At 49.2% G+C, this 22312-nt stretch carries 23 protein-coding genes; 8 read left to right on the forward strand and 15 right to left on the reverse strand.

The window, feature by feature from the left end; translation table 11 throughout:
- Nucleotides 1-1251: an ATP-dependent RNA helicase SrmB gene (gene srmB / locus LAT77_RS08455; protein ID WP_290564119.1), complete on the forward strand. Its 1251-nt coding sequence runs from the start codon at nt 1-3 to the stop codon at nt 1249-1251.
- Nucleotides 1252-1269: 18 nt separating this feature from the next.
- On the opposite strand, the gene LAT77_RS08460 is transcribed toward srmB, so the two are convergent.
- Nucleotides 1270-1629: a VanZ family protein gene (locus tag LAT77_RS08460; RefSeq protein ID WP_290564120.1), complete on the reverse strand. Its 360-nt coding sequence runs from the start codon at nt 1627-1629 to the stop codon at nt 1270-1272.
- A 25-nt stretch (nt 1630-1654) separates the two neighbouring features.
- Entirely contained in the window at nt 1655-3175 is a 1521-nt protein-coding gene (thiI, locus tag LAT77_RS08465) for a tRNA uracil 4-sulfurtransferase ThiI (RefSeq protein ID WP_290564121.1), read from the reverse strand.
- A gap of 124 nt (nt 3176-3299) precedes the next feature.
- Between thiI and LAT77_RS08470 the strand changes: the two genes are divergently transcribed.
- Genes LAT77_RS08470 through dxs form a run of 3 tightly spaced genes read left to right on the forward strand, consistent with a single transcriptional unit; the run spans nt 3300 to nt 6352 of the window.
- A complete protein-coding gene (locus LAT77_RS08470) occupies nt 3300-3563 on the forward strand; it encodes an exodeoxyribonuclease VII small subunit (RefSeq protein ID WP_290564122.1) in 264 nt (87 codons plus the stop codon).
- Nucleotides 3564-3582: 19 nt separating this feature from the next.
- Nucleotides 3583-4482: a (2E,6E)-farnesyl diphosphate synthase gene (gene ispA, locus LAT77_RS08475; protein ID WP_290564123.1), complete on the forward strand. Its 900-nt coding sequence runs from the start codon at nt 3583-3585 to the stop codon at nt 4480-4482.
- Between the two features lie 4 nt (nt 4483-4486).
- Nucleotides 4487-6352, forward strand: a complete 1866-nt coding sequence (dxs, locus tag LAT77_RS08480) for a 1-deoxy-D-xylulose-5-phosphate synthase (RefSeq protein WP_290564124.1) — start codon at nt 4487-4489, stop codon at nt 6350-6352.
- A gap of 75 nt (nt 6353-6427) precedes the next feature.
- Here dxs and LAT77_RS08485 read toward each other — a convergent pair whose 3' ends face one another.
- The 10 genes from LAT77_RS08485 to yajC form a co-directional block, all read right to left on the reverse strand.
- On the reverse strand, nt 6428-6931 hold the full coding sequence (locus LAT77_RS08485; protein WP_290564125.1) for a phosphatidylglycerophosphatase A: 504 nt from the start codon (nt 6929-6931) through the stop codon (nt 6428-6430).
- Nucleotides 6932-6958: 27 nt separating this feature from the next.
- Nucleotides 6959-7978 (reverse strand): thiamine-phosphate kinase, encoded by a 1020-nt coding sequence (gene thiL, locus LAT77_RS08490; RefSeq protein ID WP_290564126.1) that lies wholly within the window; start codon nt 7976-7978, stop codon nt 6959-6961.
- Nucleotides 7979-7987: 9 nt separating this feature from the next.
- On the reverse strand, nt 7988-8407 hold the full coding sequence (gene nusB / locus LAT77_RS08495; RefSeq protein ID WP_290564127.1) for a transcription antitermination factor NusB: 420 nt from the start codon (nt 8405-8407) through the stop codon (nt 7988-7990).
- A 10-nt stretch (nt 8408-8417) separates the two neighbouring features.
- Nucleotides 8418-8882, reverse strand: a complete 465-nt coding sequence (gene ribE / locus LAT77_RS08500) for a 6,7-dimethyl-8-ribityllumazine synthase (RefSeq protein WP_290564128.1) — start codon at nt 8880-8882, stop codon at nt 8418-8420.
- 67 nt (nt 8883-8949) lie between these two features.
- Nucleotides 8950-9540 carry a 1-acyl-sn-glycerol-3-phosphate acyltransferase gene (locus tag LAT77_RS08505; RefSeq protein WP_290564129.1) on the reverse strand — a complete coding sequence of 197 codons (591 nt, stop codon included), beginning with the start codon at nt 9538-9540 and terminating at the stop codon, nt 8950-8952.
- Nucleotides 9537-10406 carry a DUF3014 domain-containing protein gene (locus tag LAT77_RS08510; protein ID WP_290564130.1) on the reverse strand — a complete coding sequence of 290 codons (870 nt, stop codon included), beginning with the start codon at nt 10404-10406 and terminating at the stop codon, nt 9537-9539. The genes LAT77_RS08505 and LAT77_RS08510 overlap by 4 nt, the downstream gene beginning before the upstream one ends.
- A gap of 19 nt (nt 10407-10425) precedes the next feature.
- Nucleotides 10426-11199, reverse strand: coding sequence for a peroxide stress protein YaaA (gene yaaA, locus LAT77_RS08515; RefSeq protein WP_290564131.1), 774 nt, complete (start codon nt 11197-11199; stop codon nt 10426-10428).
- 149 nt (nt 11200-11348) lie between these two features.
- A complete protein-coding gene (gene secF / locus LAT77_RS08520; RefSeq protein ID WP_290564132.1) occupies nt 11349-12305 on the reverse strand; it encodes a protein translocase subunit SecF in 957 nt (318 codons plus the stop codon).
- Between the two features lie 12 nt (nt 12306-12317).
- Nucleotides 12318-14168: a protein translocase subunit SecD gene (gene secD / locus LAT77_RS08525; RefSeq protein ID WP_290564133.1), complete on the reverse strand. Its 1851-nt coding sequence runs from the start codon at nt 14166-14168 to the stop codon at nt 12318-12320.
- A 26-nt stretch (nt 14169-14194) separates the two neighbouring features.
- A complete protein-coding gene (gene yajC, locus LAT77_RS08530; RefSeq protein WP_290564134.1) occupies nt 14195-14527 on the reverse strand; it encodes a preprotein translocase subunit YajC in 333 nt (110 codons plus the stop codon).
- A 316-nt stretch (nt 14528-14843) separates the two neighbouring features.
- Here yajC and LAT77_RS08535 point away from each other — a divergent pair, with 316 nt between their 5' ends.
- Entirely contained in the window at nt 14844-15452 is a 609-nt protein-coding gene (locus tag LAT77_RS08535) for a trimeric intracellular cation channel family protein (protein WP_290564135.1), read from the forward strand.
- A 111-nt stretch (nt 15453-15563) separates the two neighbouring features.
- On the opposite strand, the gene LAT77_RS08540 is transcribed toward LAT77_RS08535, so the two are convergent.
- The 3 genes from LAT77_RS08540 to hemH are packed head-to-tail and all read right to left on the reverse strand — an operon-like array spanning nt 15564 to nt 18966.
- Nucleotides 15564-17321 (reverse strand): TIGR03545 family protein, encoded by a 1758-nt coding sequence (locus LAT77_RS08540; protein WP_290564136.1) that lies wholly within the window; start codon nt 17319-17321, stop codon nt 15564-15566.
- On the reverse strand, nt 17318-17842 hold the full coding sequence (locus LAT77_RS08545; protein ID WP_290564137.1) for a TIGR03546 family protein: 525 nt from the start codon (nt 17840-17842) through the stop codon (nt 17318-17320). The genes LAT77_RS08540 and LAT77_RS08545 overlap by 4 nt, the downstream gene beginning before the upstream one ends.
- 38 nt (nt 17843-17880) lie before the next feature.
- Nucleotides 17881-18966, reverse strand: coding sequence for a ferrochelatase (hemH, locus tag LAT77_RS08550; RefSeq protein WP_290564138.1), 1086 nt, complete (start codon nt 18964-18966; stop codon nt 17881-17883).
- 99 nt (nt 18967-19065) lie between these two features.
- Between hemH and LAT77_RS08555 the strand changes: the two genes are divergently transcribed.
- The 3 genes from LAT77_RS08555 to LAT77_RS08565 all read left to right on the forward strand — a co-directional run bounded on the left by LAT77_RS08555 (nt 19066) and on the right by LAT77_RS08565 (nt 22307).
- Nucleotides 19066-20529: a RimK family protein gene (locus tag LAT77_RS08555; protein WP_290564139.1), complete on the forward strand. Its 1464-nt coding sequence runs from the start codon at nt 19066-19068 to the stop codon at nt 20527-20529.
- 121 nt (nt 20530-20650) lie between these two features.
- The gene (locus LAT77_RS08560; protein WP_290564140.1) at nt 20651-21109 is read left to right on the forward strand and encodes an N-acetyltransferase; all 459 of its coding nucleotides are present in this window, start codon (nt 20651-20653) and stop codon (nt 21107-21109) included.
- Nucleotides 21110-21140: 31 nt separating this feature from the next.
- Nucleotides 21141-22307 carry an iron-containing alcohol dehydrogenase gene (locus LAT77_RS08565; protein ID WP_290564141.1) on the forward strand — a complete coding sequence of 389 codons (1167 nt, stop codon included), beginning with the start codon at nt 21141-21143 and terminating at the stop codon, nt 22305-22307.
- The last annotated feature ends 5 nt before the right edge of the window (nt 22308-22312 follow it).

Consider the following 22312-nt stretch of genomic DNA (forward strand, 5'->3'; position numbering starts at 1 on the left):
ATGACGCCTGACTGGGATTCCCTTGAACTTGAACCAGAACTGGTTAATATCCTCCTGGATCTTGGCTTAAAGAAGCCGACGACCATTCAACAAGATGTGATTCCACTTGCATTGGAAGGTCGTGATGTATTGGCTTCATCACCTACAGGCACAGGGAAAACCTTAGCCTTTGTCTTGCCCATTATTCAGCATCTTGTCGACTTCCCACGGAAGAATCCTGGGCATGCACGCGTACTTATTCTTGCCCCCACTCGTGAACTTGCCGAGCAGACGGGGAAAATCACCGAGCAGCTTTGTGCTGCTGTTGATTTAACCAGCCTGACAATTACTGGTGGGGTTAATTTCGGTAGTCACACCGGCGCTTTAAAGCAAAATTTGGACATCATTATTGCCACGCCAGGACGTTTACTTGATTATCTTGGCGAGGAAAAGTTCAGTGCTGAAGACTTAGAGATTCTCGTACTCGATGAAGCCGACCGAATGTTGGATATGGGTTTCAAAGAGCCTGTTCAGCAGATCATGAATGAAGCTGTGTATCTCAAGCAGCGTCTGTTATTTTCCGCTACCACTGATAGTCATGCGCTAGCTAATTTCAGCACTCACGTACTCAATAACCCAGCATTTATTAATGTCGACCCGCCTAAGCGTGAGCGTGGCAAAATTCTACAACGCATGTATGTTGCTGACACCTTAGAGCATAAGCAACAACTATTGCTGCAGCTGTTGCGCGACTACAACGGTCGTATCCTTGTTTTTGTGCGCAAACGTGAACGTGCGCATGAACTCGCCCAATTCATCAGCGCACAAGGCTATGGCGCCGCAGCGTTAGAAGGTGGTTTGCCGCAAGACGAGCGACAAAAACGTATTCAATCGTTTCACAGTATTCGCCAACGGATTTTGGTCGCAACCGACGTTGCCGCGCGTGGACTCGACATCCCGGATGTTGAGTTAGTGGTGAATTTCGATTTGCCGCGCAAAGGCGATACTTTCTTACATCGCACTGGCCGTACCGGTCGCGCGGGTAAGAAAGGTACCGCTATTTCCTTGGTCGAAGCACATGATGCGGAAAACCTCGGCCGGATTGAGCGTTATTTAGGCGAACGACTGGAACGGCGGGTAATTCAAGAATTGAAGCCTCAGTTCAAGTTCCCAGATCCACATAAAAAGCCAGCGAAGAAGAAAAAGAAGAAGAAAGATAAGAAGGCAAAGAAAAGTGAAAAAGTAGGCTCTATAAAAAAACGTCGCGATTAGCGACGTTTTTTGTTTCTATCAGGTACGCAATATGCGTCGCCGACGCGGCCATAAAACCACGAGTCGCAATAGATAGAAGCTTGCCGCTCCTGCCATATCAGCAACCACATCCCAGACATCGGCGCCGCGACCCGGCACATAATGCTGAACGACTTCGATAAGGACCCCATAAATAAGCAATAACGTCAGGCCAAGCAATACTCGCGGCCGAAACGCTAAGTGCAGTGACCCCGCGAGAATAAAAAACAACGCAAAATGCGCCACTTTGTCGGCGTGCGCAAAACGAGCAACCTGAGCTGGTGTTGGCGGTGACTGTATAAGAAATAAAATCGATATACTTACCAACACCAATACAAATGTGATTCGCCAAAATCGCAACTGCTAATCCTCTATGCTAATTCACTTAAGGTCTTTCGTAAATTGCGACGCGGTCGAACCCTTGCTCCTGCAACTGTACTGCTTGCAAGCGACTCATCACACCCTGATCACAATACAAAAAATATGCTTTGGACTTGTCTAGCATATCCTGTTTACTGGCCAAACGGAAAAAGGGAATGTGTAAAACTTTGTGTCCGGGCACCTCGAGCGGTGACGCTTCCTGCTCTTCATCCCGACGCACGTCGACAATAACGGCATCGGACGGTAAGGTTTCGCTGGAGCGAACCACCGGCGGTCCAAGCGTGTCCTGTTGCGCCGAATGTGCATCACGGATGTCAATGACACGGCATTGTGCAACGGCATCAGCAATTAATGCATCCGGTAACACAGTTTGCTCGGTTGCAGCGATAACTTCTGGGCGCACTTTCACCGACGGTTGCTTCGAGATAACGCCGCAATACTCAGGCACCGCAGCACTCAGCGCCTCGACACCGATCGCCCGCGCGCAATCCACGATCATTTGTTTGTCCTGGACGATTAACGGGCGCAAGATCAATGCATCCGTCGATTGATCGATTAACTGCAAATTACTAAGTGTTTGACTGGAGACTTGGCCCACCGCTTCACCGGTCACAATCGCCTGTGCGTTAAGTCGCTGGGCAACTTGTCCCGCTGCCCGCATCATCGCACGCTTCAGTAATACGCCCAAGGTACCTTGATCGCCTGCTTCGAGAATCTGGGCGACGACTTCGCTAAAATCGACAGTGACAAATTTAACCGCGTGAGTTTTGGAGTACTTTTCCCACAAGAAGTAGGCAATTTCACGCACCGCAACTTCATGGGCATCCGCGCCTAAATTAAAAAAGCAGAAATGTGTGCGCGCGCCGCGGCGAATCATTTGAAAACTAGCCACTGCCGAATCAAAACCACCAGACATTAGTGACAGCACCGTTTCTTGAGTCGGTAAGGGGAAGCCACCAAGCCCAGGGAAACGCTGTTGAACCAACGACACCTGATCCTCGATCACATGAATGACGAGTTCCTCTTGCGGGTTCTTTAACTGAACCTTGGTATCCGCTACACGCGCACGAATTCCACCGCCCAGATAAACAGCCATGTCCATCGATGAAAATTCGTGACGACCTTTACGCTTGACTCGCACAGCAAATGTTTTGCCCTGCAGCCGTTGCGTTTGTAACGGCAGTATCCACTCTAACAGCTCGGCAAAATCGGTCAGTGGGTGCTCAACAACTTGTTCAAAATAGGCGATGCCGGGGATTTGACCTAAGTGACGAATGGTCGCTGCGGTGAGTTGCGGTTCGTCATCGTGATGCACTTCAATTCGGTCCCAGTGGTTACGGACACGCATCGATGCATGCAAAGGTTTAAGCAAAGTGCGGATATTTCCGGTCAGCACTTTGAGATGACGTTGGCGCACCGATTTACTCTTAATTGTAATTTCGGCATGCAAGCGAACAATAAATTTCATGGATTCCCCAGCGACGAGCAAAATAAAGCGCAAAATTATAGCAGAAACCTTGCTCATACGGCCACTTTATCGACAGTACCGCCAAAAGATTACACCCTTTTAACACTGCGTTCTCCGTCATGCTGTGGTATTTTATACAGATTCAGATTTCAGTATTCGAATTTGAGGACATTGAAGCATCATGAGTCAGAAAGAAGCGAATCAACTCGACTTTGAGCAAGCGATGCAGGAGCTCGAGGGCATTATTAAAGAATTAGAAAGCGGTGATTTGAGCTTAGAGAACTCATTACAAAAGTTTGAACGTGCCGTCCTCTTGACCCGTGTGAGTCAAGACAAGCTCAGTAAAGCTGAGCAGCGCGTTCAGCAATTACTGCAGCAAAATGGCAATGAGTCGTTGCAAGCACTGACAAGTAACAACGAAAACAACGACGGGCTGCCGTTTTAACTTAGATTAGGAAGTTTTCATGTCGGCAATGTCTGCCCAACTCGAGCATCAAATGGCTGCTTATCGCGAGCGCCATGTTGCTTGGCTGCAAAATGCACTGCAACAGCAAGGTCCTGCCGCTGAACTGCAACAAGCGATGGCCTACAGTGCTATTCTTGGTGGTAAACGCGTGCGTCCGTTTCTTGTCTACGCCACCGGTGAAATGCTCGGAGCAACGCTTGATGCGCTCGACGCTCCCGCTGCTGCGATCGAATGTGTACATGCTTATTCGCTAGCGCACGACGATCTACCGGCGATGGATAATGATGCTTTACGTCGCGGCCAGCCAACCTGCCACGTCAAGTTCGGCGAAGCGACAGCAATTCTTGCCGGCGACGCGCTACAAACGATGGCATTTCAGCTTTTAACCGTGCCGCATGTGGATTTGTCGTCGTCCCAGCAACTTGAAATGGTTGCCGCTCTGGCACACGCGAGTGGCCATCTCGGCATGTGTGGTGGGCAAGCACTCGATATTGCTGCGACTGGTCATGCACAAACACAAGAAGCTTTAGAACAAATTCATCATCTAAAAACCGGCGCTTTGATTCGTGCTGCCATGCAACTTGGGGCAATTGCTGCACCGAACCGAACCCCAGAAATTATGACAGCGATTGATGATTATGCTCATGCGATAGGTTTAGCGTTTCAAGTGAAGGACGATATTCTCGACCTCACCAGCACTCCAGAAATGCTCGGCAAAGCGACCGAAGCTGATCTAGCGCTGAATAAAACCACGTATGCGACGCTTCTGGGGGTTGCCGGTGCCGAGCAATTGCTCCGTCAATTGACCGAAAAAGCGCTACACGCTTTGCAGCAAATCCCGTACAATACGCAGCTATTGCAAGATTTTACTGACTATTTAGTAACACGAGACCACTAGTATTATGACGCAAGCAAACTCAGCATTTCCATTGCTGCACATTATCGACTCCCCTGCAGATTTACGCGGTTTACCAAAAACCAAGCTAAAGCAGGTTAGTGACGAATTGCGTCAATTTTTGCTGAGCTCGGTCAGTAAGAGTAGCGGTCACCTTGCCAGCGGTTTAGGTACTGTTGAGTTAACCGTTGCCTTGCACTATGTCTTCAAAACGCCGTTTGATCATTTGGTCTGGGACGTTGGCCATCAAGCCTATCCACATAAAATTCTTACCGGCCGTCGTGACCAGCTGCATACGATTCGCCAAAAAGAGGGATTACATCCGTTTCCTTGGCGAGAAGAAAGTGAATATGACGTGTTGTCCGTAGGGCATTCAAGCACCTCGATCAGTGCTGCATTAGGCCTTGCCGTTGCCGCTGAAAAGGAACGTCAGAATCGTAAAGTTGTCGCCATTATTGGTGACGGTGCCATGACCGCCGGAATGGCCTTTGAAGCCATGAACCATGCGGGCGATGTTTCCCCAGATATGCTGGTGATTCTCAACGACAACGAAATGTCGATTTCCGAAAACGTTGGTGCGTTAAACTCCCATTTCGCCCGCCTTTTGTCAGGTAAGTTTTATACCTCACTACGGGAAGGCGGCAAGCAATTATTAAGTGGCATGCCAAGTATGCGTGAGCTGGTCAGCCGCGCGGAAGAGCATGTTAAAGGCATGGTCACGCCAGGAACCATCTTTGAAGAATTGGGTTTCAACTATATCGGACCGATTGACGGTCACGACGTTGAAAGCTTAGTCGAAACACTGACCAACATGCGTTCATTGAAAGGCCCACAGTTACTCCACGTGGTGACGCGCAAAGGCAAAGGTTATGCGCCTGCAGAGAAAGATCCGATAGGTTACCATGGTGTCCCGAAATTCGACCCAATGACCGACGCTCTACCGTCGAAAGCACCTAAGGTTCCCTCTTACTCACAAATTTTCGGCGACTGGCTGTGTGAAACAGCGGCAAACGATCCGCGTCTAATCGGTATTACCCCTGCCATGCGCGAGGGTTCCGGCATGGTTGAGTTTGCCAAGCGTTTCCCTCAACAGTACTTCGATGTCGCCATTGCCGAACAGCATGCAGTCACTTTTGCCGCGGGTCTTGCCATTGCCGGTGAAAAGCCCGTGGTCGCGATTTATTCGTCGTTTTTACAACGCGCTTACGACCAGCTCATCCATGATGTTGCTTTACAGAATTTAGATGTTCTGTTTGCCATCGATCGTGCCGGAATAGTCGGCGCGGACGGCCCAACCCACCAGGGTGCGTTCGACTTATCCTATTTGCGTTGTATACCGAATATGGTGGTGATGACACCAAGTGACGAGAATGAATGTCGATTAATGCTACACACGGGTTATCTTTATCAAGGTCCAGCTGCGGTGCGTTATCCACGTGGTAATGGTCTTGGCGTCGACTACAGCCCATTAACCGAACTCGAGCTTGGCCGCAGTGTTAATCGCCGAAAAGGTCAAGATGTCGCGTTTCTCAACTTTGGCACCTTGTTACCGGAAGTCTTAAGCGCTGCTGAAGCGCTAAACGCGACCGTAATTGATATGCGTTTTGTCAAACCACTCGATACCCAAGCAATCGACGAGGTATGTGCGCAACATACGCTGTTGGTCACAGTTGAAGAGAACGCCATATCAGGTGGCGCAGGTAGTGCGGTAAGTGAGTACTTACGCAGCCAGAATAAGCAAACACCGGTGCTACATATTGGTTTACCTGACCAATTTATCAAGCATGGTAGCCAAGAAGAGATTCGCGCTGAACTCGGTCTCGACAGTCACGGTCTTCTTCACACCGTGCGCGACTATCTGGGCAAGCGCTAACAAGACCAATTCAGCTCATTGATAGAAAAAACGCTCGATGAACCATCGAGCGTTTTTGTTTGTTCAGATCAGCGTTTAGGCGATGGGTAGCCAGCCATAGAACAAGGCGAGATGCATAAGCACGAGTGTCATCAAGCCGGCGACAATATCGTCCAACATGATCCCCAGTCCGCCATCGACTTTCTTGTCGAACCAAAGAATCGGCCATGGCTTGAGAATATCGAAAATACGAAAGAGGATAAAAGCCACGAGCAGAGCTTGCCAAGTCACTGGTACCGCAATCATTGCAATCATATAGCCAACGATTTCGTCCCAAACAATGGCAGGAGCATCATGTTCCCCCATCGCTTTGGCTGTTTCACCGCACAAGTAAATGCCAATAATTGCAAAAAAAGCAACGACGCCAATATATTCAGCCAGACCCAAAGGGGCAAACAACCACACCAACAGAAGCCCTGGAATTGTGCCGAACGTGCCAGGCGCTTTCGGTGCCAATCCGGTACCAAAGCCTAACGAACAAAAATGGATAGGGCTTTTCAGCAGTTCTTTTTTACTTAAACGTTTATGTGCATAACCCATGACGCAATCCTTTTTCGCAATCTGCGACTAAAAGTGGCTATAGCTGGTATCGTCGAGCTTGATAACTTTGTCTTTATGGAAAAAGCGCAAGCCGCGTTGAGCTTCTATCGTACCGATACAGCTTACCGTGACACCCGCTTGGCGAACAAGACTTTCAAGCAACCCACACCGATTTTCAGGAACCGTAAAACATAACTCATAGTCATCACCACCATTTAATTGGTAGTGCCAGCCTTCTTGCGCGTTAAGGTTTGCTCGAAAAGCGAGTGACGCCGGCAATGCATCAAGGTTAACCCGAGCGCCTACACCTGACGCAGCGAGAATATGTTGTAAATCACCCGCTAGACCGTCAGAAAGGTCAATCGCACTGGTTGCTTGATTACGCAGTAATTGCCCAAGCGCGACACGTGGCGTGGGATAAAACAACCGCTTTTGCAACTCGTCGATGGTTGCATCGCGCAATTCAATGTTGCCCTGCAGACCTGCCAATGCCAGTGCTGCATCCCCTAAAGTACCACTAACAAAAATACGATCGCCGGGTTGCGCGCCGCTTCGCTGTAAACAACGATCGAGTGGCAAAATACCTTGCGCAGTGATGGTTAACGTTAGTGGCCCGCGGGTCATATCACCGCCAATTAACTCGCAGTGATAATAATCCAATGCACTAAAGAGACCTTCAGAAAACGCTTGCAACCAACTCTCGTCGACGTCCGGCAACGAACAGGCGAGTGAAACCCACGCTGGCTCAGCGCCCATGGCGGCTAGGTCACTGAGATTCACAGCCACCAGCTTATAACCAAGCGCATGTGGCGAGGTCGAATCGTCGAAGTGCACACCATTGACCATGGTGTCCGTCGTAATGGCAATACGTGATTCTGCGGGTGGCGTAACCACCGCAGCGTCATCACCAATACCAATCAGGACATCATTACGTTGACGGCGAAAGGGCGTCTTCTGATTCTCTGACATAGATGAGCCGGTCGATTGACCGGCTCGCTTTTGGAAAAACTCAGAAATGATCGCGAATTCGCGACGTTGAGCGTCCATACTAACCTCTTATTGACGCGCTCCGCGCAGGGAATCAACGGCTTTGTCGAGCACACCGTTGACGAAGCGATGACTATCGTCGGCGCCAAATGCTTTGGCCAATTCAATCGCTTCGTTCATAACAACTTTGTAGGGCACGTCAAGACGTGCTTTCAATTCGTATGCGGATACACGTAAAATCGCCCGTTCAATCTGGTCGAGGTCCGCAAATGGACGATCGGTGAACGGCGTTAACGCTTGATCAAGGAGATTCGTTTGGCCAGTCACGCCACGAACAAGATCGAGAAAATACTCAACATCGACTTTGCTAACATCGTTCTCGGTGAGAAATTCAGCTTCAATGTCGACGACACTATTGCCGGACAACTGCCATGAGTAAACCGCTTGAATAGCTAAACGGCGAGCTTTGCGACGCGCTGCAGGTTTCACAAGCTACTCCTTAGAGCTGTTCAAGAACATTGATCATTTCTAAAGCGGACAATGCTGCTTCAGAACCTTTATTGCCGTGCTTCACGCCGGCGCGATCAATTGCTTGTTCATCGGTGTCTGTGGTAATCACCCCAAAAGCAACGGGAACGCCCGTTTCCATTGCGACTTGTGCAAGACCCGAATTGGCCTGACCGGCAACGAAATCGAAGTGTGGCGTACCACCTCGGATGACAGCACCAATAGCGATCACTGCAGCATAGTTGCCCGACTCAGCGGCTTTCTTAGCGGTAATGGGCAGCTCATAAGCGCCCGGCACTTTAATCACCGTGATGTCATTGGTATCGATTTGACCAATACGAACCAAGGTATCAATCGCACCTTCCATTAATTTTTCAACAATAAAGCTGTTGAAACGTGAAACCACGATAGCTACTTTTTTACCGGGTGCCGCAACACCTGCCTCAATGATCTTCATGAATATTCCTCAGACATACCTGATAACGGCGCGAAGAATAGCATATTTTTGCGCCGTTAGCACTGCGTTACTGTAACTCGGGGCGTTTTCCTACCGCTTGGTTGGTGAACGCTTTAATTTCAGTAAGTGCCGCTTCGACGTCTGCGCCAACCATCATAGGTTTACTAATGTTAATGGTGCGGTTCTTAAAGCAAAAAGCAATCGGCACCACCGGCACTTGCGCTTGTTGGGCGATATGCAAAAAACCCTTTTTCCATTCAGCGACTTTGCTGCGCGTACCTTCTGGAGCTATCACTAACACCATACGGTCGGCGTGGGCAAATTCATCAATCATTTGGCCGACAACGCCATGAGCACTATCACGTCGCACAGGGATGCCGCCCAGCCACCTTAACAGACCTTTAATCGGAAACACGAAAATCTGGTGCTTGCCAAGGAAGTTCACGCGAATTCCCAAGGCTAATTTCACCATCAGACCAACAAAAAAGTCCCAATTAGAGGTGTGCGGTGCAACCGGCAGAATTGCTTTCGGAATATCAGGGATTTCACCATTTAACGTCCAACCGCCAAGCACGCGCATACCTAAACGCCCAAACCAACGACTGAAACGATTTCCTCGGGTTGGGAAGTGTTGAAAGTCCGTTTTTATTTCGCTCACTGTTGTAGCCTCTGACGAATTTCACGTAATTTTGTTTTAACCAGTGCGCGATTGTCTGGACCCAGTCGCAGTAATTGCTTTTGCGCCGGCGGCAGAGCTTCAAGTTCAGGATCGGCAAAGGTGTACATGACTTTGTCATCGTTCAACGCTAACAGACCGGTAGGCTCTGGCGTGTCGAGAAGGATCGCAATCGCGTCGAGAATACGGTCACGTAAGCGCGAACCCGGTTGCTTAATTTCATCATGAGCCTCAACAAATAGCGGTTCAAAGCGATTAAATAGTTTGACTAAGGCGTCGGTATCGAGATTATAAAACCACAAGGCTAAGTCATCGAAACGCGCATACGTGCGTTCGTCGATATACAGCTGATGGTCAATTTCTTGCACGACAAAACGCGACTCAGGGCCGCGGACGACCATGGCCTCCCGCACGATTTCACCGTTAGCCATACTTTCTGCCAACACGACCAGTTTACGTAAAACGTTCTCGCTCTCGACCATATCGACAGTCAAACCGGCTGCTGTGGCTTCGTCAACAAGTACCGGGCTAGCTTCATCTAAATTTGGCAGCGGCGGCTCAGGCTCAACCTCAGGAACTGGATCTAACTCTTCTTGTGGCGTTGGCACAACTTCAGACTCGGGCTCAACCACGACTTCAGGCTCCGGCTCTGGAAGTGGCTCGGGTTCAGGCTCGGCAATAACTGGCTGCTCAATCGGTGTCGGCGGGGTTGCGACCGGATCAGGCTCGCCGCCACGGGTAAACCACAAAATGGCGAGAATGACGACCAATATAGCCACCAAACCAACCACGACCTTCCCTGACAGTGCCGGTTTTGTTTCTGTTTCGGACGTTTGCTGTTCTGACATGGTCGCTCCTTACCTTACGCTATTGTTCAGGACGACAAAAAACCAATTCTTTGTCGGTCGACAACGAGGGATTAAATTCATAACCTGCTGTATTAAAAGACTGCAACTCTTCGACAGAGTTCGGTTGTTGTTCAAGAATAAAACGTGCCATCATGCCACGCGCTTTTTTGGCGTAAAAGCTAATAATCTTCAACTGACCGTTCTTTGTGTCTTTAAACACTGGTGTAACGACCGGCACATTTAATTTCGCTGTCTTTACCGCTTTAAAATACTCGTTCGATGCAAGGTTAATCAATACCTTACTGTCAGATTCTGCGATAGCCTGATTTAATTTCTCGCTAATTTGATCGCCCCAATAAGTGTATAGGTCGCCGCCGTGCGGATTTTTAAGTTTAGTACCCATTTCCAACCGATAGGGCTGCATCAAATCAAGTGGTTTCAACACCCCATAAAGTCCAGACAATATGCGCATATGCTGCTGTCCATACGCCCATGTTTCTTCGTTCAGCGATGGCGCATCAAGTCCTGCATACACGTCACCATTGAATGCAAACACCGCTGCTTTAGCATTCTTCGTCGTAAAGGGTCGTTGCCATTCACTAAAACGAGCCGCATTTAAGCCGGCGAGTTTATCGCTAATTTTCATCAGCGACGCCAGCGCTTGCGGGCTTAACTCTTTACAAATATCGACCAGTTCGGCTGCCTGATCAAGCATCTCGGGTTGGGTATAGGTGTTGATCGGTGCAGGTGTTTCGTAATCTAAATTCTTGGCTGGAGAGACAACAAATAACATCTTCGATTCACCTCTTTTCTGACAGTCAACACAGGAGTTAACTTCGTATTTTTGAACAAATTGAATGAGCTACAGCTTACCACAGGCATAAAAAAAAGGGGATTGCCGCAGCAGTCCCCTATTCTTTACGCCTTTGTTGACGATGACGATCAGAGATAACTCTCGTGATCTTCACCTTCTTTTTCAACTTCCGGCGGCATCAAGTCTTCGCGACTAATACCCATAGCCAACACTAAGGTGCTGCGGGTGAAGACAGACGAGTAAGTACCAACAACTACACCGACCGCTAGTGCCACGGAGAAACCGAAGATCATTTGACCACCAAACAGCATGAGAACGATCAATACGACTAATGTGGTTAATGAGGTCACTAACGTTCGACTCAAGGTCTGGCTGAGCGAGATATTAATGACTGAAGTCGGATCTTCCTTCCGCAGCTTCCGGAAGTTTTCACGAATCCGGTCGGCTACAACGATACTATCGTTAAGGGAGTAACCTATGACCGCGAGCAATGCGGCCAAAATCGTTAAGTCGACCTGCATTTGCGTGACTGAGAAGAGCCCCAGAATAATAATCACGTCCTGACCAAGACCGGCGACGGCCGACAAGGCTAGTCGCCATTCGAAGCGGAACGACACGTAAATCAAAATACAGATTAACGCCACGAGCAATGCTAGACCGCCTGCTTCGGCAAGCTCTTCACCGACCTGCGGCCCGACGAACTCAACCCGACGAATTTGAATGTCGTCTTCGATGTTCGCTTGCAGCATACTCAACAATTCATTGCCGATGGCGTCCGAGTCGCCTTCGCCACGCGGTGGGACACGCACCAGCACATCCCGCGGTGTGCCGTAGTTTTGTACAATTGCGTCGCCAAAATCATTGTCTTCAAGAACTGTACGTAACTCGCTTAAATTAGCGGGTTGCGTGAAGCCCACTTCCACGAGCGTACCGCCCGTGAAATCAAGACCCCAGTTCAACTTGTTTACTGACAATGAAATCAATGAAGCAACAATAAGAATCACACTCAGAGCTGTTGTCCACTTATTAATGGACATAAAGTCTACGGGGCGATTCTCATCCACTTTTGTGATTTGAAAAAACATAATACTTGCCCCTTAGATTGACAGCTCTTGAAGACGCTTATTGCGACCCCAAGTCAGGTTAATCACAGCACGTGTGCCAGCAATGGCGGTAAACATCGATGTGATAATACCGATTGCTAGTGTAACTGCGAAGCCCTTGATTGAGCCGGTACCCACAGCAAAAAGAATCAGTGCTGTGATGAGTGTCGTGATATTCGCATCGGCAATGGTTGAGAACGCATTTTCGTAGCCCCGAGCAATGGCTTGCTGCGGACTTCGTCCTTCAACCAGCTCCTCACGGATCCGCTCAAAGATAATTACGTTCGCATCGACTGCCATACCAACGGTCAGAACGATACCCGCAATACCGGGCATGGTTAAGGTCGCACCAGGAATCATCGACATCACACCGATAATCATCACTAAGTTGGTCATCAGTGCCAAGTTAGCCACTAAACCGAACTTGCGGTAATAGATGCCCATAAACAGCAGAACCAAGATGAATGCACCAATAATCGCTTTCATACCTGCTTCGACGTTTTCTGCACCAAGGCTCGGCCCGACCGTACGTTCTTCGACGATCTGGATTGGAGCGATCAGCGCACCAGCACGGAGCAATAGCGCAAGGTTTTGTGCATCTTGTACAGAGCCGACTCCAGTAATCCGGAAATTACTGCCAAGCACCGCTTGAATCGTTGCGACACTGACGACTTCTTCCACGCGGTCAAAGGCAATACGGCCTTCGTCGGTCGTTTCGCCAGTGGCTAAGAATTCAATGAACACGGTCGCCATTGGCTTACCAATATTGCCACGGGTCGCTTGAGTCATCATTCGACCACCAGCAGAATCCAAGGAAATATTGACTTGTGGACGATTACTCTCGTCGTAGCCAACGCTCGCGTTAACAATATGGTCACCAGTAAGAATCACGCGGTTCTCAAGCAGAACTTGACCGCCACCACGTTGATCGAACAAACGGCTACCAAACGGCACACGGCCAGCAATCGCGTCTTGCAGGTCATTGTCGGTATCGACAAAGCGGAACTCTAGTGTTGCGGTCGCGCCTAATATCTCTTTCGCGCGCGCTGTATCTTGAACACCCGGAAGCTCAACCACGATACGGTCAGCGCCCTGACGCTGAATCAAGGGTTCAGCAACGCCGAGTTCATCGACTCGATTCCGCAAAATGGTAATATTTTGGTCGATCGCATTGCTGCGCGTTTCTTGCAGGAATTGATCCGTCATCGCCAAGGTGATGGTACGGCTCCCGGCATCAGTGCGGAAATCATAGCCTTCATATTGGTTACGCAACACCGCGCTCGCGCTTTGGAAGTCTTCCTGATTGCGCATGGTCACGATAATCGAATTACCAGAAGCTTCCACGCGTTGATAACGCAGACGCTCGTCACGCAAGCGATCTTGCACGGTCGTGACCATTTGCTCGCGAATCTTGGTGAGCGCTTCTTCCATGTCCACTTCCATCAGAAAGTGAACACCGCCACGCAAATCGAGACCGAGCTTTAATGGCTCGCCACCAATTGCGGCCAGCCAGTCCGGTGTCGCCGGCGCCAAGTTCAGCGCCACAATATATTGTGAACCGAGCTCTTGAACCAAAATCTCGCGTGCATTGAGCTGATCTTCATCAGATTCAACGCGCACCAGCAATTGACCATTTTCAAAGGTTAAACCGCGTATTGGAATACCCGCTCGATCTAACGTTCGTTCTACCTGTGTCACTGTATCGACAGTAACTTCACCGCCACGCGTTCCAGAAATTTGCACCGCGTAGTCTTCGCCGAATAAATTCGGCAACGCATAAAGCGTGCCGAACAATACAACGAACAGAATTAACAGGTTTTTCCATAACGGATATCTGTTTAACACAATTCCGTCCTTCCCCTAGTTACTGATTAAAGGGTTTTAATCGAGCCCTTTGGTAATACGGCTGCTACCGCTGCTTTCTGTACAGTGATTTCGACACCTTCGGTCAAACCAATCACCATAAAGTCGTTATCGTCTTGAACTTTTGCAATTTTGCCAACGAGGCCGCCTTGCATGAGCACTTCATCACCTTTCGTCAGTGAACCAACCAAAGTTTTATGCTCTTTGACACGCTTCGCTTGTGGGCGATAAATCAAGAAGTAAAAAATCAAACCAAATAAAACCAGCATGATGATTAACGATGCGGTACCACCCTCTTGGCCACCTTGTTGGGCATAGGCATTGGCGATTAAAAAGTCCATAACTCTTCCTCAATTAACTTAAATTATTCATCTGTGATCATTCTAAGATCATGAGACTTAACAGGAAGTTCGTAAGACAAGGTTGTCGAACGTGCCATCGAAGCTGTTAAATCGCATATAAAGCGCTGTATTGTAACTGAACACTTGCCAGAGCGAAACGTTTGCTGCGCGTTAGCTTGATATGTGGACAAACTTGAGAATTACAAGCGTTGCTTCTGTTTTCCGTGGAAACGTGGCAAATTAATCCCTGCTATCATGCTTTAAAAGCAGTTTTCGAGCGAGAAAAACAAGCTCATTTGCGGGGAAACTAGGTTTAATGGATACATGGTTTTATATTGCTGATTTGGCTGGTGTCGCGGTTTTTGCTATTGCTGGAACACTATTAGCTTTCCGTAAACAAATGGACGGCTTTGGTGTTATCGTCTTGGCTTCAGTCACGGCCATCGGCGGTGGTACCACACGTGACTTAATTCTCGATGTCCCGGTATTCTGGCTGCATGACCCGACCTATTTTGCGGTGATTGCCATTGCTGCGTTTTCCACCATTATCTGGCTGCGCTACAAAGCCTACATTCCATTAAATCGTTTATTAATCGCAGATGCTTTGGGGATCGCTTTTTTCACCGTATTGGGCACGGAAAAGGCGTTAAATGCAGGCGTCAGCCCCATTGTTGCCATTATTTTAGGCACGATGACAGCCGTCTTTGGTGGCATGCTACGGGATGTGCTTGCGCGCGATATTCCGATGGTACTGAAAAGTGAGTTGTATGCAACGACCTGTATCGCCGGCTCGCTGATCTACGTGCTTTTCAACAGTTATAGCCAGACCCTAGCGATGCTGGCAGCAATGACAGTCACGCTTATTTTCCGCTTTGGTGCGATTCGTTACGGCTGGTCTTTGACCGTGTTTAAAGAACACAAATAGGTGGTTTCTGCGGTTATTTCTTGTTACTGAGATGACGAACAAGATGACCCACTTCACGGCCAATGATTGTGCTTTTCCATGAAGTGGGCATAGGTCAATAGAGCTTGGCGACTAGCCACCAAGCCGTCGGCGTAAACGGTCCCGCAGTTGATCGCCGATATTTAAATCATCGGGATTGACGGACAGCAACTCACCTAAAACATCGTCGAAGTTTTTACCTTGCTCTAAACTTCCCACGAGACTTTGTAATCGCGGATCGAGGTTTTCCGTGGCGACACTGACTCGCTGCTGCAAATCTTGACGCAAGCGCGCGATTTGCTCATCGGCCTCTGCAGTTAGCCGTGCGGTCATCAGCCGCTGTAACTGCGCATCAAGGTCGGATCGCAAGGAAAGCCCAGGGGCTTGCATCGGGCCGGAGACACTCAGGTTCATGTCGAAGGCGTTAATTTGACCGACGACATCACTAAGAATTTGCGCCCAACGTGCGTCACCCGTGAGTTCAAGTGCGACATCTTGCATGGCGATCACACCACCCCCACTCAACTGACCGGATTCAACACCAATTTGTCCTTCAGAATTCAACATGGCTCCGAGCAAACGAGCGACCACATCATTTTGCGCGAACAGCTGCTGCTCAAGTAGGTTCACACCGCGAATTCGCCACGCTTGCTGCCCCATAAAACCGCGCAAATCGCTGAGCGCAAATTCACCGTTCAAGGACAGCTCTTGCCAATACGAGGATTCGGACGCGGCCACAGCAAACGTCGATGGATTACCACCAATCCGATCATGCTGCCAAGTGATATTCGCCCAATCCATACTTAAGTGCGTATCCGGTAAACGGATATCCGTTACGGCACGTTCAATCAAAAAGACAGGGCGCTGGGCGCGGTCAAAGTCGATAAATCGCCCTTCCCAACGACTCGGTTTCACCTCTTCGTCGTCGGAACGTTGCAACATGGGACCAATGAAATCGAACGCCATCAATAAATAATGACTCCATTGCTCTACTTTTGGACCAAATAAAACACCGCTCAGCTGACTCATGCTGTCATTATCGAAACGTAGAAGGCTACGCACCCGCTCAATATCTTGGCCCGGTGCTGCACGCACGGCCTCAAGATCAGCACGCAAAACATTAACCGCCTCTTCACTGGTCGCCACAAAAGCGCGGACGGCTTCTCGATCTTGGCGCATATCGCGCTGCAACGTTCGCAGTTCTTCCCGCAGTCTGAGCAACTCTTCAGGATTTCGTGGCCGTGCTTCAGTAATGGCTTCGACACGTTGCCGATACGCTTCAATTTTTTCCCTCTCGGGCAAGTTTTCCTGCGCTTCCTCGACATTCGCACGTTGTGTTTCATAGTTCGACTGTGCTTGCTCGATAACACCTGGGGTGCGAACTTCGCTGCGCTCTAACACGCCTTCAACCGTCGGGATTTCGATTTCAAGATCGGCCAGGGTTTGGCGCCAATCGAACGGCTCACTTTCTCGTTGATAGTCGGCTCGGACGCGCCCAGGACTGCGACGTTCTTCGCCCATAGCGATACCAGAGACTTCTAGATCAGTAATGTGCACACGACCGATCACCGCGTCCCAAAAATACAGTTCCGCTCGTGCACGGCTCGCTTGCATGCGATTGAATTCAGGGGCTTCGGGATCCGTGAACTGGATCTCCTCCATATTCACACTGAATGGCGACCACTGAATTTGCACACTGGCAATGTTCACTTCGGCACCGTTGGCACGTGTTAAACCATACTCAAGCCCACTTTTCACCAACGGACCAGCGAAGGTGCGAACGATCAAAGCAAGACCACCCACAATGACAACAAAGGCAATCAGCCCAGGCCAACGAATCACTTTATTCATAGTGAACCTCCGCGTAAGCCACTGACTTTCTGATACATAGCAAAGAACTTGGTGCCTTTAATCACTTGCACGAAACGTAAACGATCAAACCACGCCTTCACGCGACTGCGATAGGTCACAATCAATTTGTAAGCAACCGGTGCCCAGATCGGGGTCACGAGCAAACAGAAAACCAAACTGCCAAGCGTGATGGTGTGGTTATATTGAAACAGGCGGGCCAGCGGGTTCTCATACATGGCTACCCACATCGGTTCCAGCGCAGATGCCATGAGCAGACTCTCGCCGATTAGGTCAAACACAGGGTCGAGTAAGTAGGCCAATCCGGAGAAAAATAGCCAAGCAAGAATAAACCCGCTGAGGTTAATCCGCAGCGATAATGCTAAAAACAAAATAATGAGATTATGTAGGCTCAATAAGGGCGTTAAGCCCATGTACATACCCAATACGAAAGCCCATGCTAATGCCCATGGACTGGTTTCAGCGTTCAGCGCTTTGAACAAGCGCGCCAACATCGACAACATGATTCACCCCTTGTGAATACTATTCGTTGAAATCTTACTTATAGCTTAGCACCGAGTTGCTTGGCGTGCTCCAAGGTTTGCGCACTCTTTGCTGAATCCCCTGCTTGCCAATTCACTAGATTTTGTTTGAGTATCTCGGTCAGTGCATCTAAGTGTTGCGGGTCTGAATTCAAGCACGGAATATATTCGAAACGCTCACCACCCGCTTCCATGAAATACTCGTGATTTTCTTCGGCAATTTCTTCTATTGTCTCTAGACAATCCGATGAAAAACCAGGGCAAACCACTTGAATCGCTTTAATTCCCTCTCCGGGTAGCGCTTTCATCGTTTCGTCCGTGTAAGGTTGTAGCCACTCTTCTCGGCCAAAACGAGACTGGAACGTGGTTTTGTACTGATGCGGCTCGAGCTCGAGCGCTTCAGCGACTAAACGTGTGGTTTTATAACATTCGCAGTGGTACGGGTCGCCCTTGGTCAAATAACGTTTCGGTACGCCATGATAAGAAAAAACCAAAAGGTCGGCTCGGCCATGTGCCGCCCAATGCGCTTTGATTTTATCCGCTACCGCTTGAATGTAACCGGGGTCGTCATGGTAATGCGAAATAAAACGAAAATCAGGTAACCAACGACGCTTGGTGAAATCGTGGGCGATCGCGTCAAATGTCGATGCTGAGGTCGAGCCTGAATACTGCGGGTACAGCGGTAACACAACTAACTTGCGGACGCCTTGCTGCATTAACGTTTCAATGCCACTGGAAATTGAAGGATTGCCATAGCGCATACCAAACTCAACCACGACATCATCGCCATATTCCGCTTTTAAACGCTCGCGAATGCCATCGGTTTGCGCTTGCGTATGAAACAACAGAGGTGAACCCTGTTCAGTCCATACGGTTTTGTACGCAGCGGCTGAGCGTGCTGGACGAATGCGCAGAATGACACCGTGCAGAATCACTTTCCATAACAGCTTTGGAACTTCAACGACACGTGGATCGGAGAGGAATTCAGCGAGATATCGACGCAGTGCAGCGGGCGTTGGTGCATCGGGCGTACCGAGGTTAGTCAGCAACACGCCTACTTTACCTACTTGATCATGTCGAAAGGTTGGCGAACCTTGATATTTCATACTATAGATCCCTTGTGAAATTGCTTGATTATTCGTCAGTTTTCAGCGATAACGTGCGCGACACGTGTGTCACATATTTTCTTTGTTACAAGGCCTATCATGCATAATGCACCTTTGATCATTCTTGATGATCTTGCCGACTGGCAACCATACCATCCGTCACAATCCATTATTTCTGCTGCCGACTATATTCTGCAAGCAAGCAAGCACCGTGGCCCAATTATTAACTTGTGCGATGACTTGAGCTACCTCTCAACCGGCTACTATGTCAGTTTATTGGCCGAAGCACGGGGGCAGCGTGCGTTGCCTTCAGTCTCGGCAATTAATGATTTAGCTAATTTATCGCATTATCAGTTGTTTCTAAATGATAATACGCGATTATTGAATCGCTTTGTTGCGCAGCATCAACCGGATCAGACCAACAAGGTCAAGTTGCTTATTTGTTTCGGTCGGACCGCTTATGTCGAGTTAGAAGACCTTGCTCGACGTATGTTTGAGGCCTACCCGTGCCCGATTTTAGAAGTCGAGTTCCGCTTTGAAGGCCGATGGCATTTGCATGCAATACGTAATCGTGCTCTTTCGGATCTAAATGACAATGAGCAAACCCTCTTTGGTGAGTCGTTGGAGTACTTTTCTAAGCGTGTCTGGCGCAAAGCTCGCAGCCGCAAAGAATATCGCTTTGATTTGGCTATTCTGCATGATCCCGACGAAAAAATACCGACCAGTGACAAAAAGGCACTGCAGAAATTTATTCGTGCTGCGCGCGAGAATGACATCGACGCTGAGTTAATCACCAAAGCCGATTTTAACCGCTTGCTCGAGTTTGATGCCTTGTTCATTCGTGAAACTACGCGAATTAACCATTACACCTATCATTTCGCGAAAAAAGCGGAAGCGAATGGCATGGTGGTGATTGACCATCCGGAATCGATTCTACGGTGTGCAAATAAAGTATTTCTGAATGAAATGCTGGAGAAAAACAAAGTTCCACAGCCTCGTACTGAGCTTTTAGTCATGGGTGACGCCATCGACTATCGCGACATTGGTGAGCGCTTTGGCTACCCGGTTGTTCTCAAGATTCCTGATGGCTCTTTTTCTATCGGTGTCGAAAAGGCACGAGACGAAGTCGAATTCCGTAAAGTTGCCGGTGAGCTGTTCAAAATGTCGACCATTCTCTTGGTGCAAGAATTCTTGCCCACCGAGTTCGACTGGCGCATTGGCGTACTCAACAATCGGGTAATTTACGCCTGCAAATACTTTATGGCGCGCAACCACTGGCAAATCTACAACCATAGTAGCGAAACCAGTCGCGGCAAAAGTGGTTCATTTGCTTGCTTCGGTGTTCACCAAGTCCCCAAGGAAGTGATTAAAATTGCCATGCAAGCAACACGCTTGGTCGGTGACGGTCTGTATGGGGTCGATATTAAAGAGACCGCTAAAGGTCCGGTCATTATCGAGATTAATGATAACCCGTCCATCGATAGTGGTGTCGAAGACCTCTATCTCGGTGATGAACTTTATCGAATGATCATGGCCGATTTCCTCCGCCGGTTGGATGATTAATTCATTCGGGGTCGGAGCCGTAATACAAATCAATGAATGCTCGGAGCCTTAATTCACGCGCTGAATACCGCCATTTTCGTAGTGAATTGCGGCTCCGAGCCGAAATGCAAGGACTGATATTGTGGGTGTACGCGTTGAACGGGCGCAGTTATCTGATTTACAAGCCATTTTCGAGCTAGAGCAGCGCTGTTTCAGTTATGACCAGATCGGTCGTCGGTCGTTTGCACATTTACTCAAGCAACGCAGTTCGTTGTTCTGGCGTGCAGAGCTTGACGGCCATTTAGTCGGCTATGCGATCGTTTTAACCCGCAAAAACAGTCGCAAGTGGCGACTGTATTCATTAGCAACGGCGCCTGAAGCACGCGGCAAAGGCGTGGCTCGTGCTCTTGTTGCGGCGTGGCTCGAAGAAGCCCAACGCCAAGCGATCCAAATCCTCAGTTTAGAAGTAAAATGTGACAATGCGGCAGCCATTCAACTATACCGAAATGTGGGCTTTGAGGTTGTCGACCTACTTGCGAGCTACTACTCTGACGGTAGCGATGGCTATCGAATGCAACTGACGCTGAGCCCAGCGTCGTAGGTTGTTCACTTATTCTCATCACGGAGTACCGATGAAAAACTTCAGTTTCTACAACCCAACGAAAATTATTTTTGGTGCTGAGCAAATTGCCGCAATCAGTCAAGAAGTCCCAGCAAATGCCCGAGTGATGTTGGCTTACGGCGGTGGCAGCATTAAAAAGAATGGTGTTTATGACCAGATTATCGCTGCGATAGGCGACCGCCTTGTTAGCGAATTCTCTGGCATTGAAGCCAACCCTGAATTCGAAACATTAGTGCGCGCCGCGCAACAAGTGAATGCCGACAACGTCGACTTCATTCTGGCTGCTGGCGGTGGCTCCGTCATTGATGGTGTGAAGTTCATTGCCGCTGCCGCTCATTACGACGGCGACCCATGGGAAATTATGACCAAAGGCGGCAAAGTCGTGAAGTCAGCGGTACCCTTCGGCGCCGTATTGACCTTGCCTGCGACCGGATCGGAAATGAATTCAGGTTCAGTGGTCACTCGCGCTGAATATAAAGCCAAATTACCGTTTGGCAGTCCGTTGGTTTACCCAGTATTTTCTGTCCTTGATCCAACGACGACCTACACCTTGCCAGTTCGCCAAGTCATCAATGGTGTGATTGACCCGTTTGTGCACGTCATGGAGCAATACCTGACCTATCCGGTTGGTGCGCACCTGCAAGATCGCTTAGCCGAAGCCATTTTACAAACACTCATTGATGTCGGTCCGCAAGCCTTAGCCGAGCCGGAGAACTATGAAGTACGCGCCAATGTCATGTGGTGCGCAACCATGGCTTTAAATGGCCTGATTGGCGTTGGCGTGCCGCAAGACTGGTCAACGCATATGATCGGCCACGAGCTTACGGCATTGTATGGTCTTGACCATGCGCAGACGCTCGCTGTGGTTTTACCTGCGAACTTGCGCGTGCGCAAAGCCGACAAACTAGCTAAGCTAGCTCAATACGCTGAGCGCGTTTGGGGAATTACCGAAGGTAGTGACGACGAAAAAGCCGAAGCGGCGATTGCTAAGACCGAGGAATTCTTCTTTAACTTAGGTGCGGGTACTCGCCTTGAGCACTACGACCTCGACAGCTCCGTCATTGACACGATTATTAAGCAACTTGAAAGTCACCGCATGGTCAAGTTGGGTGAAAACCAGGATGTAACGCCCGACGTTAGCCGAGCGATTTTAGAGCGAGCGCTATCGAACGATTAAGCGGC

This window comes from Aliidiomarina sp. (genome assembly GCF_022565475.1).
In the GTDB taxonomy this organism is placed as follows: Bacteria; Pseudomonadota; Gammaproteobacteria; order Enterobacterales; family Alteromonadaceae; genus Aliidiomarina.

Bases quoted from the DNA above. Each gene is read 5' to 3' on its own strand.
- srmB (WP_290564119.1), top strand. From the start codon at position 1: ATGACGCCTGACTGGGATTCCCTTGAACTTGAACCAGAACTGGTTAAT.
- thiI (WP_290564121.1), bottom strand. From the start codon at position 3,175: ATGAGCAAGGTTTCTGCTATAATTTTGCGCTTTATTTTGCTCGTCGCT.
- LAT77_RS08470 (WP_290564122.1), top strand. From the start codon at position 3,300: ATGAGTCAGAAAGAAGCGAATCAACTCGACTTTGAGCAAGCGATGCAG.
- ispA (WP_290564123.1), top strand. From the start codon at position 3,583: ATGTCGGCAATGTCTGCCCAACTCGAGCATCAAATGGCTGCTTATCGC.
- dxs (WP_290564124.1), top strand. From the start codon at position 4,487: ATGACGCAAGCAAACTCAGCATTTCCATTGCTGCACATTATCGACTCC.
- LAT77_RS08485 (WP_290564125.1), bottom strand. From the start codon at position 6,931: ATGGGTTATGCACATAAACGTTTAAGTAAAAAAGAACTGCTGAAAAGC.
- thiL (WP_290564126.1), bottom strand. From the start codon at position 7,978: ATGGACGCTCAACGTCGCGAATTCGCGATCATTTCTGAGTTTTTCCAA.
- ribE (WP_290564128.1), bottom strand. From the start codon at position 8,882: ATGAAGATCATTGAGGCAGGTGTTGCGGCACCCGGTAAAAAAGTAGCT.
- LAT77_RS08510 (WP_290564130.1), bottom strand. From the start codon at position 10,406: ATGTCAGAACAGCAAACGTCCGAAACAGAAACAAAACCGGCACTGTCA.
- yaaA (WP_290564131.1), bottom strand. From the start codon at position 11,199: ATGTTATTTGTTGTCTCTCCAGCCAAGAATTTAGATTACGAAACACCT.
- secF (WP_290564132.1), bottom strand. From the start codon at position 12,305: ATGTTTTTTCAAATCACAAAAGTGGATGAGAATCGCCCCGTAGACTTT.
- yajC (WP_290564134.1), bottom strand. From the start codon at position 14,527: ATGGACTTTTTAATCGCCAATGCCTATGCCCAACAAGGTGGCCAAGAG.
- LAT77_RS08535 (WP_290564135.1), top strand. From the start codon at position 14,844: ATGGATACATGGTTTTATATTGCTGATTTGGCTGGTGTCGCGGTTTTT.
- LAT77_RS08540 (WP_290564136.1), bottom strand. From the start codon at position 17,321: ATGAATAAAGTGATTCGTTGGCCTGGGCTGATTGCCTTTGTTGTCATT.
- LAT77_RS08545 (WP_290564137.1), bottom strand. From the start codon at position 17,842: ATGTTGTCGATGTTGGCGCGCTTGTTCAAAGCGCTGAACGCTGAAACC.
- hemH (WP_290564138.1), bottom strand. From the start codon at position 18,966: ATGAAATATCAAGGTTCGCCAACCTTTCGACATGATCAAGTAGGTAAA.
- LAT77_RS08555 (WP_290564139.1), top strand. From the start codon at position 19,066: ATGCATAATGCACCTTTGATCATTCTTGATGATCTTGCCGACTGGCAA.
- LAT77_RS08565 (WP_290564141.1), top strand. From the start codon at position 21,141: ATGAAAAACTTCAGTTTCTACAACCCAACGAAAATTATTTTTGGTGCT.